Source organism: Streptomyces canus (assembly GCF_030815415.1).
Classification (GTDB): domain Bacteria; phylum Actinomycetota; class Actinomycetes; order Streptomycetales; family Streptomycetaceae; genus Streptomyces; species Streptomyces canus_F.
In genome coordinates, this window is record NZ_JAUSWW010000001.1 from 7,208,543 (window position 1) to 7,223,261 (window position 14,719).

Sequence of the window (14,719 nt, forward strand, 5' to 3'; positions counted from 1 at the left end):
CCAAGTAACGGTCAAAGAAGATTCAAAGGTTCCGCTCAGGGCCCGGCACGCAGGACCGCGACCCGGTGCGCGTACGCGGCGGCGAGCCCCAGAGCCTTGCCCGTCCGGAAGTCATCGATGCGCGGGCGCCGTACCGAGGCGTAGAACTGTCCTCGTGAACAGGGGACACAGGGAACTGCTGGGGCCGGAGCGGCTGGTGCTGACCGTGTCGGCCCGCCCCGGTCCGCCGGCGTTGCGCTTCGAGACGACGGGTGACGGGCGGCTCCTGCTGCGGCAGGGGGAGCGGCCCGTACTGCTGGGCCGCACGGGCGAGGGCTGTTGCCGCGAGCTGCACCTGCACCGCCTCGACGGCTACCGCTCCCCGCTGCCGCCACTGCGCTCGGCGGACATGCGGTCGAACGTCAACTGGCCGCACCGGTACGCGCGTTGGCTGGAGGACGCGGACGGCACCCCGTTGCTGGACGGACGCTGGGAGCTGGCCCTGCAGACCGAGTTCCCGCCGTACGTCTGGACCGAGGAGTTCGTGAAGGTCTGGCCGGGCGGCCGGTTGGAGCTGTACTGCGGTGGCGGCTGGAACGGCGTTCTCCCGCTCCGCCGCCTATCGCCACCGGATGCCGGGCGGGTGAAGGCGTACCGCAGACACGCCCGCGAGGGAACGCTCGCGCCCGTCCTGCTGTGGTCGGTGGCCTTCCTGGACGGCTGCGTGATCCTGGACGGCCACGACCGGGCGGTGGCCGCGCTGGCGGAGGGTCGGACGCCGGAGTGTGTGCTGCTCAACCGGGTGCCCGACGACGACAAATGGCGCCAGGCCGCCGCGAAGGCGACCCACGACCACGAGGAACGGATGCGGCAGCTGACGGCGCGCCCCGACGACCCGGGCCACACACGCCAACGGGCCGCCATGGAGCGGGGGCACGCCGAGCTGATCGCCTCGCTTCCGTACGGCAGGCATGCCCCCACCGACTTCTGGCCCCTCCCCGGCGGAGCGAGGGCCTGGGACGAGCCCGCCGACCGCGCGATGCTTCAATTCCCCCGTGACTGACTACGACGTACTGCGCGTCTTCTGCGCGCCGAACGGCGGATACGGCAATGAACTCGGCGTCGTGCGCGAGGGATCCGTGATGCCGGACCGCGAGGAGCGGCAACTGTTCGCCGGGAAGCTCGGGTTCAGTGAGACCGTGTTCGTGGACGACCCGGAGCGCGGGGTCATCGACATCTACACGCCGACGCTGCGGCTGCCCTTCGCCGGCCACCCCTGCGTCGGCACGGCGTGGCTGCTCGACGTGCCGGAGCTGGTCACCCCGGCCGGTGTCGTGGGCACCCGGCTCGACGGTGAGTTCAGCTGGATCGAGGCGCGGGCGGAGTGGGCGCCGCCGCGGACGCTCAGGCAGTACGGGACGGCCGCCGAGGTCGACGACCTGGAGGTGCCGCCGAAGGGGGAGTGGATCTACGCCTGGGCCTGGGAGGACGAGTCCGCGGGGCGGGTGCGCGCGCGGGCGTTCCCCGGCCGTGACGACGGGATCGACGAGGACGAGGCGACCGGCGCCGCCGCCCTCCTGCTCACCGAACGCCTGGGTCGCGCCCTGAACATCACCCAGGGCGCGGGCTCACAGATCCTCACCGCTCCCCAGCCCGGCGGCTGGGTGGAGATCGGCGGCCGGGTGTACCTGGAGCGCTAGGCGCTCAGGGGGAACTCCTCGCCGAGGGCGCGGAAGACCGCCGTGTTGAGCGCGAACGCCCTCTTGCACTCCGTCACGATCCGCTGCTTCTCCAGGTCGTCGACCCGCACGCCGTCCAGCAGCTCCCGGTAACCCCGCTTGAACGCGGCGGGGTTGGCGATCCCCTCGAAGACGTAGAAGCGCACTCCGTCGCCCTTGCGCTCGAAGCCCCATGTCCGCTCCGCCTTGTCGCGGATGATCTGGCCGCCGGAGAGGTCGCCGAGGTAGCGCGTGTAGTGGTGGGCGATGTAACCGGCCGGCCATTCGGTGGCGCACTCCCGGACCCGGTTCGCATAGGCCCGCGTGGCCGGCAGCGCGGTCAGCCCGGTACGCCAGCCGGCGCCCCGCAGATGCTCCAGGTCCCGCTCCAGCGCGCCCAGTCGGTACAGCTCGGGCTGGATGAAGGGCCCGGTCACCGGATCCGCGGCCAGCCGCTCGGCCCCGCTCTCCAGCGCCTCGTACACGAACCACAGCTGCTCGGTGTAGCGCGCGTACGCGTCCACGCCCAGCCTGCCGCCGAGCAGGTCACTCATGAACGACGAGGTCTCCGCCTCCACGTGCTGCTCATGGGAGGCGGTGCGGATGACTGTCGAGAAGGAGTCCATGCAGTGCATCCTCTAAAGTAAGGCTTACCTAAGTCAATAGGTTTGCCGACGCCCTGTCGGTAAAAGCGTACAAGAAAAGACCCGCCCCCATCAGGGGGCGGGCCCTCGGGCTTGCTACGGCAGCGTCAGGATCTCGGCGCCGCTGTCCGTCACCACCAGCGTGTGCTCGAACTGCGCCGTGCGCTTGCGGTCCTTCGTGACGACCGTCCAGCCGTCGTCCCACATGTCGTACTCGTGCGTCCCCAGCGTCAGCATCGGCTCGATCGTGAAGGTCATGCCGGGCTGGATGACCGTCGTCGCGTGCGGACTGTCGTAGTGCGGAATGATCAGCCCGGAGTGGAACGACGAGTTGATCCCGTGCCCCGTGAAGTCCCGCACCACCCCGTACCCGAAGCGCTTGGCGTACGACTCGATGACCCGGCCGATGATGTTGATCTGGCGTCCCGGCCGGACCGCCTTGATCGCGCGCTCCAGCGACTCACGCGTCCGCTCGACCAGCAGCCGGCTCTCCTCGTCGACGTCCCCGACCAGGTACGTCGCGTTGTTGTCGCCGTGCACCCCGCCGATGTACGCCGTCACGTCGAGGTTGACGATGTCGCCGTCCCGCAGCACCGTCGAGTCCGGGATCCCGTGGCAGATCACCTCGTTGACACTGGTGCACAGCGACTTGGGGAAGCCGCGGTAGCCGAGCGTCGACGGATAGGCGCCGTAGTCGCACATGTACTCGTGCGCCACCTTGTCCAGCTCGTCGGTGGTCACACCGGGGGCGATCAGCTTCGCCGCCTCCGCCATGGCCCGCGCGGCGATCCGGCCGGCGATCCGCATCGCCTCGATGGTCTCCGGAGTCTGCACCTCCGGCCCGGTGTACGGCGTCGGCCCCGGCTTGCCGACGTACTCAGGACGACGGATGTTTCCGGGCACGGAACGGGTGGGGGACAGCTCCCCTGGTACAAGCAGCGACTGGCCAGACATGCCAGCGAGTCTAACGAGCCGCTGTGGGGGAACATGTCGGTGGCGAGAGGAGCTGGTCATGGCCCTGTTCAAGAAGCGCACGGTCGGCAAGCCGGGCGAGTGGTACTACTGCCTGGAGCACAAGAAGGTCGAGGAGGGGCCGGACTGCCCCGGCAAGGACCGTTTCGGGCCGTACACCTCCCGGCAGGAGGCCGAGCACGCGATGGAGACCGCCCGCGAGCGCAACCTCGAGTGGGAGAACGACCCCAAGTGGCACGACGCCTCGGCCCGTGGCGGCGACGACGACTGATCAGGCGACCGTGGGTGCGGCGGCGGCCCGCTGCTTCCGCACCCGCGCCGCGTGCTCGTCCGTCCGCGCGTCGTACGTCATCAGCTTCGGCAGACACAGCGCCAGCAGGCCCACCGCGCCGACGCACAGCAGACCGCCCGACCACACCGACGTCCGCACACCCCACCACGCGGCGAAACCGCCCGATCTGACCTGGCCCAGGGTCGGACCCACGGAGTACGACAGCAGCTCGATCCCCGCGAGTCGGCCCCGCAGCTCGTCCGGAATCGTCTGGTTCCACATGACCCCGCGGAAGATCCCGCTGACCATGTCGCAGCCGCCGGCCACGGTCAGGAACAGCAGCACCAGCCACAGGTTGCCGACGATCCCGGCCGCCGCGATCGCCACGCCCCACAACGCGGCCGACAGCACCACCATCCGGCCGTGCCGGTGGATCCGCGCCGTCCAGCCGCTCGTCACACTCACCAGCAGCGCCCCGAGCGGGACCGTCGCGTACATCAGACCCAGCGCCCACTCGGCGTCCAGCTCGTCCGCGAGGAACGGCAGCAGCGCCAGCGGCATCGCGAGGAACATCGCCGCGAGGTCGACCGCGTAGGTGCCGAGCAGCTCCTTGCGGCTCCAGGCGTACCGGGCGCCCTCGGCGATCGCCTTCAGCGACGGTTTCGCCGCCTCGTGCGCGGCCGGGGAGGAGGCGATCGGGATGATGAGCGCGACCGAGACCACGAAGGTGGCCAGATCCGCCGCATAGGCCAAGCCGAGCCCCGCGTACGCCACCACCACACCCGCCACCGCCGGGCCCGCGACCCCGCCGACCGTCCAGCGGAAGGTGTTCAGGGAGGCGGCGGCCGGCAGATGCTCATGGGCCACGATCCGCGGCCACAGCGAGTCCAGCGCGGGGCGCTGCACCGAGACGAGTGCGGAGGACAGGGCGGCGACGAGATACAGCGGCCACACCGCCGGGTTCGGCATCAGCGCGTTGACCAGCAGCACCGCGCTGAGCACACCCTGCCCGGCCTCGGTCCAGATGATCAGCCCGCGCTTGTCCAGGGCGTCGGCCAGCGCACCGCCGTACAACCCGAAGACGATCAGCGGAATCAACTCCACCGCACCGATCGCACCCACCGCCGCCGCGGACTCCGTCAACTCCTTGATCTGCACCGGCAGCGCGACGAACGTCAGAAAGCTCCCGAAGTTCGAGACCAGCCCCGACACCCACAGCCGCCGAAAGTCGGCCGAGGCCCGCCACGGGGTGAGATCGGGCAGGACGGAGCGGAGACGGGAGACAGGGGGAGCGGAGTCGTCATCGGCCACGACGGGCCATGGTCGGCCGCGGCGGCGGGCGGGGCAAGCGAATTTTGGGGCGGGGGAGTGGAGGGGCGAGGGAGCGAGTGCCGCACGGGCCCGCGACCTCGGGCGTGGTGTGGGCGAGGTCTGTCGTGGCCCTGGTGGCGGGTTGCGGGCCGGTGGCCCCGGGGCGTCATCTGTGCCGGGGCGGCCACGGCCTTGCGTTCTGCGTCGGGGGACGGAGTCCCGCGTCGTACGGGGGTAATCTCGCGGCGGATCGCCTACTCGTGCCCCGTCGGTGACAGCCTTGCGCTGCGCGTCGGCGATCACCTTTCCCCACCTGCGGACCAGCCTGCGCCGTCCTACCAGCGCGCCGGCGGCGGTGCCGTCAGATGGTCCGTCAGGCGGGAGAACCGGTCCCTGAAGCGGTGACGTGTTCGCGGGGTCGGGAGGGTGTTCTCGCCCGCCGCCGCGCTCACCAGGTGCTGGACGGTGTCGAGGTCGAGATCGGGGCCGTTCGGGACGGCGAGGGATTCGTGGGCCATCGCCCCGAGGTCGCCGTCGTCGGGGCCGAGCGCCAGTACCGTCGCACCGGCCCGGCGGGCGTCGTGCACACGCTCCAGGAGCGGGGCGTCCGGGACCGCCGGGGACACCACCAGCAGCGTCTCCCCGCGCCGTGCCGCCGCCAACCGCCCGAGGCCGACGGCCAGATGGGCCGGGTCCGAGAGCTGCGCCTCATGCCGTACGAGTGTGGGGGCCAGCTCCGGCGTGCCCGACCAGGCCGCCTCGTCCACCAGATGGGCCGCCAGATGCCACGGCTCGTACTCCGGCGTGCCGACCAGCAGCAGGCCGCCTCCGTGCGAGACCACCGAGCCGCGCAGCACCCCGCCGAACCTCCGGGTCGCGCCCAACCACTCGGTCCCGGCGAGCACTTCGCGCAGCAACGCGACACGTACGGCATCCATGCGGCCGCATCCTGCCGCAAGCGGCCACCCGTGACCTGGAGTTCACCACGAATTCGCCCGAACCGGGCATGAGGAACGACCTGCCACCAGGAGTCCTCAACACCGGCAGCGTCTCCCCGCACCCCGGTGACCGGGCCGACGCCCACTCGAACGTCGGTGGAAAAGCCCTCCAGGCCCCGACAACAGCGCCCTGATGGCCATCCGCGCCCGCCCCGACAGCGGCACGACATGGCACGCCCGCCACACGACCGACGTCCCCCGCGGCCTGCTCCGACCTGGTTCGCACCGGCACCGGCGACTTCGGCGCCCGCGAGCGGATCGCTTCCGGCGGGTGCCCGTGACGCGGCTCACCTGACCGGACGGCGCTCGCCGGGCGCACGTAAAGTCGGCCCATGACCTCTACCGACAGTGCACAGAAGGCCCCCGCGAAGGACCCCTGGGACCTTCCCGACGTCTCCGGGCTCGTCGTCGGCGTGCTCGGCGGGACCGGCCCCCAGGGCAAGGGCCTCGCCTACCGGCTCGCCAAGGCCGGCCAGAAGGTGATCATCGGCTCGCGCGCCGCCGACCGCGCCCAGGCCGCCGCCGACGAACTCGGGCACGGCGTCGAAGGCGCCGACAACGCCGAGACCGCGCGCCGCAGCGACATCGTGATCGTTGCCGTGCCCTGGGACGGCCACGGCAAGACACTGGAGTCGCTGCGCGAGGAACTGGCCGGGAAGCTGGTCGTCGACTGCGTCAACCCGCTCGGTTTCGACAAGCAGGGCGCCTACGCGCTGAAGCCCGAGGAGGGCAGCGCCGCCCAGCAGGCCGCCGCCCTGCTGCCGGACTCCCGGGTCACCGCCGCCTTCCACCACCTCTCGGCGGTCCTGCTGGAGGACCCGGAGATCGACGAGGTCGACACCGACGTGATGGTCCTCGGCGAGGCACGGGCCGACGTCGAGATCGTCCAGGCCCTGGCCGGCCGTATCCCCGGCATGCGCGGCATCTTCGCGGGGCGCCTGCGCAACGCCCACCAGGTCGAGTCGCTGGTCGCCAACCTGATCTCCGTGAACCGCCGGTACAAGGCGCACGCGGGTCTGCGCGTCACGGACGTATGAGCCGATGGGGGACACTGGACGACGACGTCACCAGTGTCCCCCGACAGGAGAGCCGCTCCCATGCCCCGCCTCGCCCTCTACGCCCTGATCGTCTGTCTCCTCGCCGTGGCGGCGGCGGTCGTGTCCTTCTCCCGGGGCAGCCTCCTGGGGATCGTGTGGGTGCTGATCGTGGGGCTGTCCAGCAACATGTGCTGGTACTACGTGAAGCGTGGCAAGGCGGAGAAGTCCGTCAGCCGCTGACCGAGCAGAAGTCGCTCGTCTGCCAGAAGCGGTAGAGGTCCTGACCGCAGTACGTCTCGAAGTCGTTGATGCCGAGCGAGGCCAGGATCGAGTCGATCACGTCGAAGAACGCGCTGTTGACCGCCGGCACCCACAGCAGCGCGAAGACGAACAGCAGGCCGAACGGCGCGAACGGCTCCACCTGGCGCTTGATCTTGTACGACAGCCAGGGCTCGATGACGCCATAGCCGTCCAGGCCCGGAATCGGCAGGAAGTTCAGGATCGCGGCCGTCACCTGGAGCAGGGCGAGGAAGGCCAGCGCGAACCGGAAGTCCGCCGGCACCCCGTCGAGCGCGTCCAGCCAGAACGGGGCCGTGCACACGATGGCGAACAGCACATTGGTGAGCGGCCCGGCCGCCGAGATCAGACTGTGCTTCCAGCGCCCCCGGATCCGCCCGCGCTCGATGAAGACGGCACCGCCCGGCAGACCGATCCCTCCCATGATCACGAAGAGGACGGGGAGGACGATGCTGAGCAGCGCATGGGTGTAGTTCAAAGGATTGAGCGTGAGGTAACCCTTCGAACCCACGGTGATGTCACCGCTGTGCAGGGCGGTACGCGCGTGTGCGTACTCGTGCAGACACAGGGACACGATCCAGGCGGCCGTCACGAACAGGAACACGGCCACGCCGGGCTGCTCGGCGAACCCGGTCCAGGTGGCCCAGCCGGTCACCGCGGTGACGGCCAGGATGCCCACGAAGACAGGGCTGATCCGCCGGTCGCTGTTGCGGGCGGCTGTGGTGGTCATGGGGTTCCCCCGACTCTCGTACACGCTCTGGGCCTGCCCGACCGTACCGGGCGTACGACGAAAACGTCTCGCGGTACCTCATCGGTTCCGGAGAAGGTGGGGCCATGGGGCTTTGGCACGTGTTCTATGAGAACCGGCAGATGGAGTGCTGCGGTACGCCCTTCTCGGTGGGGGCTCGTCGTGATCCTTGAGGTACCGGACACGGCGCGCGGCCGGCCCACCTGATCCGTCGGCCACCGGAACCGACACGGCGCCCGCCCCCGCCCGATCCCCGTGACTGCCCCCGAACCCACCAGAGACAATGGACCCCGTGCGCTATCGCATCCTCGGCACCACCCAGGTACTCCGTCCCGACGGCACCCCGCTCCCCGTCGGCGGCGCGCGGCTGCGTGCGCTGCTGACCGTGCTGGCGCTGCGGCCCGGCCGTACGGTCGCCGTGAGCCTGCTGGTCGACGAGGTGTGGGACGGCGACCCGCCCGCCGACGCGCTGGGCGCGGTGCAGGCGCTGGTGGGCCGGCTGCGGCGGGCCCTCGGCGCGGACGCGGTCGCCTCCGCGGACGGCGGGTACCGGCTCGTGGCCGCGCCCGACGACATCGACCTGCACCGCTTCGACCGGCTGACCGGCGAGGGCACGCGCGCGCTCGCCGACGGCGACCCCGCGAAGGCGGCCGGCGTCCTCGACGACGCCCTGGCCCTGTGGCGCGGTCCCGTCCTCGCCGACCTGCCGGACCGCACCGGCGAGGCGGCCCGCTGGGAAGCCCGGCGCCTGGACGCCCTGCGCGCCCGCCATACCGCCGCCCTCGCCCTCGGCCAGGCCGGGCAGTCCCTCCCCGAGCTGACCGCGCTGTGCGACAGTCACCCGCTGGACGAGCCCCTCCAGTCCCTGCGCCTGCGCGCCCTGCGTGATGCGGGCCGTACGGCCGAGGCGCTGGCGGCCTACGAGGACGTACGACGCGTGCTGGCCGAGCAGTTGGGGGCGGACCCCGGTCCGGAACTCCGGGCGCTGCACGGGGAGTTGCTGCGACCGGGGGTGCCGGGCGGGCAGGGTCCGGGTGCGGTGGGTCCGGCCGCTTCCGCTTCAGCCGTCAACAGCGACCCGGACTCGCGGGCCCCCTCCGTCGAGCCCGCCGCCCTCGGCAACCTCCGTGCCCGCCTCACCTCCTTCGTCGGCCGTGAGACCGACATCGAGGCGATCCGCGGTGACCTCGCGGCGGCGCGGCTCGTGACCCTGCTCGGGCCCGGGGGTGCGGGGAAGACGCGGTTGTCGCAGGAGGCGGCCGAGACCGTGCGGTACGCCGCGCGGGACGGGGTGTGGCTGGCCGAGCTCGCCCCGGTCGACGATCCGGAGGGGGTGCCGGAGGCCGTGCTGACCGCCGTCGGCGCCCGGGAGACCGTGCTGTACGGCGCGGGCGCGGAGGCGATGCGGGCCGGGAACGAGCGGCACGCCGACCCTGTCGAGCGGCTCGCGGAGCACTGCGGCAAGCGCCGGATGCTGCTGATCCTCGACAACTGCGAGCATGTCGTGGACGCCGCCGCCCGGCTGGTGGAGGAGCTGCTGGCGCGCTGCCCGCAGCTGACGGTGCTGGCCACCAGCCGTGAACCGCTGGGCGTACCGGGGGAGTTGCTGCGGCCCGTGGAGCCGCTGCCCGAGCCCGTCGCGCTGCGGCTGCTCGCCGACCGCGGGGCCGCGGCCCGGCCAGGGTTTTGGGTCGAGTCCGACGAGGAGACCGCCGCGGCCTGTGCCGAGATCTGCCGGCGGCTGGACGGACTGCCCCTCGCCATCGAGCTCGCGGCCGCCCGGCTCCGCATGTTGACGCCACGTCAGATCGCCGACCGGCTCGACGACCGCTTCCGGCTGCTCACCTCCGGCAGCCGTACGGTTCTGCCCCGGCAGCAGACCCTGCGGGCCGTCGTCGACTGGTCCTGGGAACTGCTCGTCGAGGACGAACGGGACGTCCTGCGGCGGCTGTCGGTCTTCGCCGGCGGCTGCGACCTGGCCGCCGCCGAGGCCGTCTGCGGTCCCGTCGCACTGGAGGCGCTGGGCTCGCTCGTCGACAAGTCCCTGGTCGTCGCCGCGCCTTCGGGCGAGGGCGGCGAGATGCGCTACCGGCTCCTGGAGACCGTCGCCGAGTACGCGGGCGAGCGGCTCGACGAGACCGGCCGGCGCGCGGAGGCGGAGCGTGCGCATCTGACGTACTACCGCGAACTCGCCCGCACCACCGACCCGTTGCTCCGCGGGCCGAGCCAACTCCTCGCCATCGAACGGCTGGAGCGCGAGTACGAGAACCTGCGCACCGCCCTGCGGCACGCCATCGCCGAGCGCGACGAGCAGGAGGCGCTCTGTCTGGGGCTGTCGCTGGCCTGGTACTGGCAGCTGCGTGACGTCCGTATCGAGGCCCGCAACTGGTACAGCGAGATCATGGCCCTCGGCCCCGACCCGTTCACCGAGCCGGTGCGCCGCGCGGCCCCCGTCCACCAGCGCTGCACCGACGCCCCGCCCCCGCTGACCGGCGAACTCCTCGCCGAGGCCCGGCGCGGTATCCACCTCGCCCATCTGGCCTGCATGGACACCGAGTTGGACGCCTGGGAGACCCCGCAGGCCAAGGAGAAGCTGCGCATCATCACCGAGGTCTACGAACCCGGCCTTCCGCAGGTCTGCCGTCCCCCGGGCATGCTCTGGTTCTACGCCGTGATGCTGAGCGGCGGCGCGGAGCGGCTGGCCGGGATCCTCGACGCCGCGGTCCGCACCTGCCGTGCGACGCCCGGGACCGAGTGGGAGCTCGCGGGCACCCTTCAGATCCGCGCCAACATCCTCGCCAACCGGGCCGACTGGGCGGGCGACGCGGCGCGCGACGCCGACGAGGCGCTGGAGATCTTCCAGGCCCTGGGAGACGCGTGGGGCACCGCGGAGGCACTGTCCGCGCGCGGTGAGGCCCGGGAGCGCGCGGGCGCCTGGCTGGATGCCGCCGCCGACTATGAGGCGGCCATGGAGCAGGCCGACCGGCTCGGCGCCCGCGCCCAGAACGCGGTGCTTCGCGCCCGGCTCGGCAGCGCGCTCATGGAGGCGGGCCAGAGCGAGCGGGCCGAGCGGATCCTGCGCGAGGTGATCGCTCAGCAGGAGGGCGGGGTCAACGGGGCCCTGCCCGCCGCTCGGATGTTCCTCGCCGCGCATCTCTCCGTCACCGGCCGGACCTCGGAGGCCCGCGAGCAACTTCGGTTGCTGCGCGAGGAGTTCAACATCGCCCATTTCGTCGTCTTCGACGCGTTCATCCTCGGCTCGGAGGCCTGGACGGAGGCGGCCGACGGCTGCTACGAGGCCTGTCTGGACAAGGCCCGGCAGGCCCTGGCCAAGGCCGACGACCCGCTGTCCGAGGCCATCGCCCCGTACATGCGACCGCTGTACCTGTCGATCGCGGCGATCGCCCTGGCCGTACCCGACGGCGCGAACAGGCCCGCGGACGCGGCCCGTGTCCTCGGGACCGCGCGCGCGATGCTGCCGACCGGCCATGTCGCGACCTCCATAGAACGCGAGACCTACGACCGGGCCGAGCGTCACGCGCGCGCCGCGCTCGGCGACGAGGCGTTCGAGGCGGCGCACGCGGAGGGCGGCGGCCTCTCCCCCACGGAGGCCACCGCCCTGATCTGACGCGCACCGGCGCAGCGGATGTCAGCTCTTGGTCTTGAACTTGTGGATCGCGACCGGCGCCATGACCGCTGTGATCGCCACCGACCAGGCGAGCGTCACCCACAGGTCGTGGGCGACCGGGCCGCCCACCATCAGTCCGCGCGCCGCGTCCGCGAGCGTGGACAGCGGGTTGTAGTCGGTGAAGGCCTGGAGCCAGCCCGGCATGGAGCCGGTCGGCGCGAAGATCGACGAGCCGAACTGCAGCGGGAACAGCACCAGGAAGCCCATGGCCTGCACGGACTGCGCGCTCTTCATGATCACGCCCAGGGTGAGGAACACCCACATGATCGACGAGGCGAACGCGGTGGACAGGGCCACGGTCGCGAGCAGCCCGGTCCAGCTGGTGATGTCGAACCCGACCAGGACGGCGACGATCATCAGGACGGCGGTCGCGAACAGCATCCGGATCAGTTCGACGGAGATCTTCGCGAAGAGCACCGAGCCGCGTCCGATCGGCAGGGACCGGAAGCGGTCCATGACACCGGAGTTGAAGTCCTGGCTGAAGCCGGTGCCGACGCCCTGCGAGAGCGTCATGCTCATCATCGCGATCATGCCGGGGATGACGTACTGCACGTACTGGTCCTGCCCGCCGCCCAGCGCCTGCCCGATCGAACCGCCGAAGACGAACACGAACAGCAGCGTGAAGATGACCGGCATCAACAGCGCGTCGGCCATCGACTCCGGGTCCTGGCGGATCCAGAGCAGATTGCGGCGAATGAGGGCGCTGGTGTGCCGCAGATGCCCGCGCAGCGGAATGCGGACGTCGTCGGAGGCGGAGGCGGCGACGGGTGTGGTGACGGTGGCGGCGCTCATACGGCGACCTCCTCGCGGTCGTCGGCGGGCACGGCGTCCTGCGGGGCGCTCGCGCGGTGGCCGGTGAGGGACAGGAACACCTCGTCCAGGCTGGGGAGTTCGGTGGTGATGGAGGAGATCGTGACGCCGCGCGCGGTGACCGCGCCGACCACCGCCGTCAGCTGCTCGTCGCTGAGGATCGGCACCAGGAGGGAGCCGGCGTCGGGGTCCACGGTGGTGGTGGCGAGGCCGGTGATGCCGAGGCCGTCGAGGTAGGAGGCGAGCGGCCGCAGTTGCAGCGGGTCCACGGGCCGTACCCGCAGGGTCCGCCCGCCGACCTTGGCCTTCAGCTCCTCGATGCCGCCGCCGGCGATGACCTTGCCGCGGTCGACGACGGTGAGCTCGTCGGCCAGCTGCTCGGCCTCCTCCATGTACTGGGTGGTGAGCAGGACGGTGACCCCGTCCCCGACCATCCGCTTGACCTCGTCCCACACCTCGTTGCGGGTACGGGGGTCGAGGCCGGTGGTCGGCTCGTCGAGGAAGAGGACCGCGGGCTGTCCGATCATGGACGCGGCGAGGTCGAGCCGTCGCCGCATGCCGCCGGAGTACGTGCTCGCCGGCCGCTTGGCGGCCTCGGTGAGCGAGAAGCGCTCCAGCAGCTCGTCGGCCCTGCGGCGGGCCTCCTTGCGGGGCAGGTCGAGCAGCCGCCCGATCATGTACAGGTTCTCCCAGCCGGGGAGCTTCTCGTCGACGGAGGCGTACTGGCCGGTGAGGCCGATGACCCTGCGCAGCTGGCGGGGCTGCCGTACGACGTCGTAGCCGGCGACGGTGGCCTGTCCGGCGTTCGGGGCGAGCAGGGTGGACAGGATGCGGACGAGGGTGGTCTTCCCGGCACCGTTGGGCCCGAGCACCCCCATCACGGTCCCCTCCCGCACATCCAGGTCCACACCGTCCAGCGCCTTGGTGTCGCCGTAGTGCTTCACCAGCCCCCGCACGGTTACGGCGATGTCGGCGCCGTTGGGGTTCTTGTCGATTCGCGTCATGGGGAAGACGGTGCCAGCCCCGACCGACAGACCACCGACAAGTCACCGACACCACCGACAGCCACCCGACAAGCGGTTCTCGCCCCCGCCGCCCCTACCCGTCCCGTTCCTGGGGGCTGCCGCCCCCGGACCCCCGCTGTCGGCCCTGAACGGGCCTCGTCCTCAAACGCCGGACGGGCTGGAATCCTGGACCGGCGTCAGTCCCCTGGGGACGGGACGGCTAGGGGCGGCGGGGGCGAGGCAAACGGCGGCAGCCCCGCCGACGGGGGAAGATCGGCGGGGCTGCCCTGGTGCCACAGTGGCTCTAGTGGACGCTGTGCTCCTCCAGCGGGAAGGTGCCTCCCACCACGTCCTCCGCGAACGCCTTCGCCGCGTTGCCCATGACCTCGCGCAGGTCGGCGTACTTCTTCACGAACTTCGGGACCCGCCCGGGGGTGAGGCCCAGCATGTCGGTCCACACCAGGACCTGCGCGTCCGTCTCCGCCCCGGCACCGATGCCGACGGTCGGGATGTGCAGCGACCGGGTCACCTCGGCGGCCAGCTCGGCGGGGACCAGTTCGAGGACGACCGCGAACGCGCCCGCGTCCTGCACGGCCTTGGCGTCGCGCAGCAGCTGCGCGGCCGCCTCCTCGCCACGGCCCTGGACGCGGTAGCCCATGGCGTTGACGGACTGCGGGGTCAGACCGATGTGCGCCATCACCGGGATGCCGGCCTCGACCAGCAGCCGGATCTGCTCGTAGGACCGCTCGCCGCCCTCCAGCTTGACCGCGCCGGCCCCGGCGTCCTTGATCAGCCGGGTGGCGGACCGGAGCGCCTGTACGGGGCCCTCCTGGTACGAGCCGAAGGGGAGGTCGGCGACGATCAGGGCACGGGAGGTGCCGCGGACCACGGCCGCCGAGAGCATCGTCATCTGGTCGAGGGTGACGGGCACGGTCGACTCGTACCCGAGGTGGCAGTTGCCCGCGGAGTCGCCGACGAGCATGACCGGGATGCCGGCCTCGTCGAAGACGGACGCGGTCATCGCGTCGTACGCGGTGAGCATGGGCCACTTCTCGCCCCGCTCCTTGGCGAGAGCGATGTCGCGAACAGTGATACGGCGTGTGCCCTTCCCCCCGTACAACGCTTTGCTGCCGTCGGAGGGCTTCGTCTGGGCAGCCGAGAGCTGCGTCATGGAACTGCTCCTAACACGTCATCTCGAGGCGCCCTCACGGCGTCCCCGGATCACCTCCATGGTGGCACTTC

The 14,719-nt window shown here is 71.6% G+C and carries 15 protein-coding genes; 7 read left to right on the forward strand and 8 right to left on the reverse strand.

The genetic code is table 11. The annotated features are described in order from the left end of the window. Positions 1 to 154: 154 nt before the first annotated feature. Positions 155 to 1,042: a hypothetical protein gene (locus QF037_RS33360; protein ID WP_307031699.1), complete on the forward strand. Its 888-nt coding sequence runs from the start codon at positions 155 to 157 to the stop codon at positions 1,040 to 1,042. Then, on the forward strand, positions 1,035 to 1,679 hold the full coding sequence (locus tag QF037_RS33365; RefSeq protein ID WP_307031701.1) for a PhzF family phenazine biosynthesis protein: 645 nt from the start codon (positions 1,035 to 1,037) through the stop codon (positions 1,677 to 1,679). The genes QF037_RS33360 and QF037_RS33365 overlap by 8 nt, the downstream gene beginning before the upstream one ends. Here QF037_RS33365 and QF037_RS33370 read toward each other — a convergent pair. Both QF037_RS33370 and map read right to left on the reverse strand, forming a co-directional pair. Then, on the reverse strand, positions 1,676 to 2,323 hold the full coding sequence (locus QF037_RS33370; RefSeq protein ID WP_307031703.1) for a biliverdin-producing heme oxygenase: 648 nt from the start codon (positions 2,321 to 2,323) through the stop codon (positions 1,676 to 1,678). The two genes, QF037_RS33365 and QF037_RS33370, sit on opposite strands and share 4 nt — an antisense overlap. Positions 2,324 to 2,437: 114 nt before the next feature. Continuing rightward, positions 2,438 to 3,295 (reverse strand): type I methionyl aminopeptidase, encoded by an 858-nt coding sequence (map, locus tag QF037_RS33375; RefSeq protein WP_307031706.1) that lies wholly within the window; start codon positions 3,293 to 3,295, stop codon positions 2,438 to 2,440. Positions 3,296 to 3,353: 58 nt separating this feature from the next. Here map and QF037_RS33380 point away from each other — a divergent pair, with 58 nt between their 5' ends. Next, entirely contained in the window at positions 3,354 to 3,584 is a 231-nt protein-coding gene (locus QF037_RS33380; protein ID WP_307031708.1) for a hypothetical protein, read from the forward strand. On the opposite strand, the gene QF037_RS33385 is transcribed toward QF037_RS33380, so the two are convergent. Both QF037_RS33385 and QF037_RS33390 read right to left on the reverse strand, forming a co-directional pair. Beyond that, positions 3,585 to 4,895, reverse strand: coding sequence for an MFS transporter (locus QF037_RS33385; RefSeq protein ID WP_307031710.1), 1,311 nt, complete (start codon positions 4,893 to 4,895; stop codon positions 3,585 to 3,587). A gap of 335 nt (positions 4,896 to 5,230) precedes the next feature. Then, positions 5,231 to 5,833 (reverse strand): hypothetical protein, encoded by a 603-nt coding sequence (locus tag QF037_RS33390; RefSeq protein WP_307031711.1) that lies wholly within the window; start codon positions 5,831 to 5,833, stop codon positions 5,231 to 5,233. 392 nt (positions 5,834 to 6,225) lie between these two features. Here QF037_RS33390 and npdG point away from each other — a divergent pair, with 392 nt between their 5' ends. After that, complete coding sequence (gene npdG, locus QF037_RS33395) at positions 6,226 to 6,930, forward strand: NADPH-dependent F420 reductase (RefSeq protein WP_307031713.1); 705 nt, start codon at positions 6,226 to 6,228, stop codon at positions 6,928 to 6,930. 60 nt (positions 6,931 to 6,990) lie between these two features. Continuing rightward, positions 6,991 to 7,170 carry a hypothetical protein gene (locus tag QF037_RS33400; RefSeq protein WP_307031715.1) on the forward strand — a complete coding sequence of 60 codons (180 nt, stop codon included), beginning with the start codon at positions 6,991 to 6,993 and terminating at the stop codon, positions 7,168 to 7,170. Here the strand turns inward: QF037_RS33400 and QF037_RS33405 are convergent. After that, positions 7,160 to 7,957, reverse strand: coding sequence for a site-2 protease family protein (locus QF037_RS33405; protein WP_307031717.1), 798 nt, complete (start codon positions 7,955 to 7,957; stop codon positions 7,160 to 7,162). The two genes, QF037_RS33400 and QF037_RS33405, sit on opposite strands and share 11 nt — an antisense overlap. 104 nt (positions 7,958 to 8,061) lie before the next feature. Between QF037_RS33405 and QF037_RS51085 the strand changes: the two genes are divergently transcribed. Together QF037_RS51085 and QF037_RS33415 are read left to right on the forward strand one after the other, a co-directional pair. Then, entirely contained in the window at positions 8,062 to 8,148 is an 87-nt protein-coding gene (locus tag QF037_RS51085; protein WP_373463980.1) for a DUF6578 domain-containing protein, read from the forward strand. Between the two features lie 110 nt (positions 8,149 to 8,258). Beyond that, positions 8,259 to 11,603 carry an AfsR/SARP family transcriptional regulator gene (locus QF037_RS33415; protein ID WP_307031720.1) on the forward strand — a complete coding sequence of 1,115 codons (3,345 nt, stop codon included), beginning with the start codon at positions 8,259 to 8,261 and terminating at the stop codon, positions 11,601 to 11,603. Between the two features lie 21 nt (positions 11,604 to 11,624). Here QF037_RS33415 and QF037_RS33420 read toward each other — a convergent pair whose 3' ends face one another. The 3 genes from QF037_RS33420 to panB form a co-directional block, all read right to left on the reverse strand. After that, entirely contained in the window at positions 11,625 to 12,455 is an 831-nt protein-coding gene (locus QF037_RS33420; protein WP_307031722.1) for an ABC transporter permease, read from the reverse strand. Further along, positions 12,452 to 13,477: an ATP-binding cassette domain-containing protein gene (locus QF037_RS33425; RefSeq protein ID WP_307031724.1), complete on the reverse strand. Its 1,026-nt coding sequence runs from the start codon at positions 13,475 to 13,477 to the stop codon at positions 12,452 to 12,454. The genes QF037_RS33420 and QF037_RS33425 overlap by 4 nt, the downstream gene beginning before the upstream one ends. 304 nt (positions 13,478 to 13,781) lie before the next feature. Beyond that, positions 13,782 to 14,648 carry a 3-methyl-2-oxobutanoate hydroxymethyltransferase gene (gene panB, locus QF037_RS33430; protein ID WP_307031726.1) on the reverse strand — a complete coding sequence of 289 codons (867 nt, stop codon included), beginning with the start codon at positions 14,646 to 14,648 and terminating at the stop codon, positions 13,782 to 13,784. Positions 14,649 to 14,719 lie beyond the last annotated feature (71 nt).